The following is a 919-nucleotide window of genomic DNA, read 5'->3' as shown; positions in this document are numbered from 1 at the left end:
CATCATATACCCATACCAAGAGAGAAACTTAAAAATCCCGGGGTATCAAAATAATTTAAGTTCTATACTGCTAAACCAACAGCTGCTGCCTGTCTGGCCTCTTTTTGAAATGCCTTAATATCAATATTAACAACATTACTCATCGCATTATCTATGACATCATTAAAACGTTTATCTGTGTATTTTTTTGCGTCATCAAGAACTGTCTTCATCTGCTCTTTAGTGTAATCATACAATTTGCCACCATTGTATGCAATCTAACAATAACCTTATCCGCAGTAATATTATGAAAAATAATAGATCTCCTATTCTGTCATCAAAAGTAATACTGCATTCATTAATAGTGCTAATTATTTATATTTTTCTTACAAAGAAAAAATTCTCACAAAAATAAATGTCGATTATTCAAATAATCTTTTTTGAGATGATAAATGACTTTTTTCATATCGAACTTCTCAATAAAAATATATTTTACTCGCAATAAATCCTTATCTTCTCTTGATATTCATTCATGATGAGAATAATTCTCCTTCTCTTAAATGCCGCAGATGATGCATTTAATAAGAGAAGGAAAATTTATTTCAAATTTTCTCCTGTTAATTCAGTGTTATCCTAAATCCAGCACCTACCCCCCAATGACCTCCAGCACTTGTCACAGATAAGTTAGTGCGCATATTCCCATCTTCAGATGTATAACCAGCACCAATAGCAAATGCAGACTGATTGAGCCATACACCCGTACCAAATGAAATACTTAACTTTCCTGGTGTATCGTCATAGCTTAAATTAGATACTGCCAAACCAATAGCCGCTGCCTGTCTTGCCTCTTTGCGGACATCCTCAACAGCATAGTTCAACGTCTCAAATTTCATATCCGTATAAGACTTTGCCTCATCAACACCATTGTGTACAGCATCTT

At 33.8% G+C, this 919-nt stretch carries 1 protein-coding gene and 1 pseudogene; both read right to left on the bottom strand.

The features are described from left to right. Positions 1 to 65 precede the first annotated feature (65 nt). Positions 66 to 254: pseudogene (locus tag J7R07_RS07945) on the bottom strand (hypothetical protein); the annotation flags it as partial. A gap of 342 nt (positions 255 to 596) precedes the next feature. Next, on the bottom strand, positions 597 to 919 hold a 323-nt coding region (locus J7R07_RS07940; protein WP_208436319.1), incomplete at its 5' end, for a YadA-like family protein.

Origin of the sequence: Bartonella phoceensis, assembly GCF_902825145.1 — a bacterium.
GTDB classification, from domain to species: Bacteria; Pseudomonadota; Alphaproteobacteria; order Rhizobiales; family Rhizobiaceae; genus Bartonella; species Bartonella phoceensis.
This window is presented reverse-complemented; position numbering and strand designations above follow the sequence as displayed.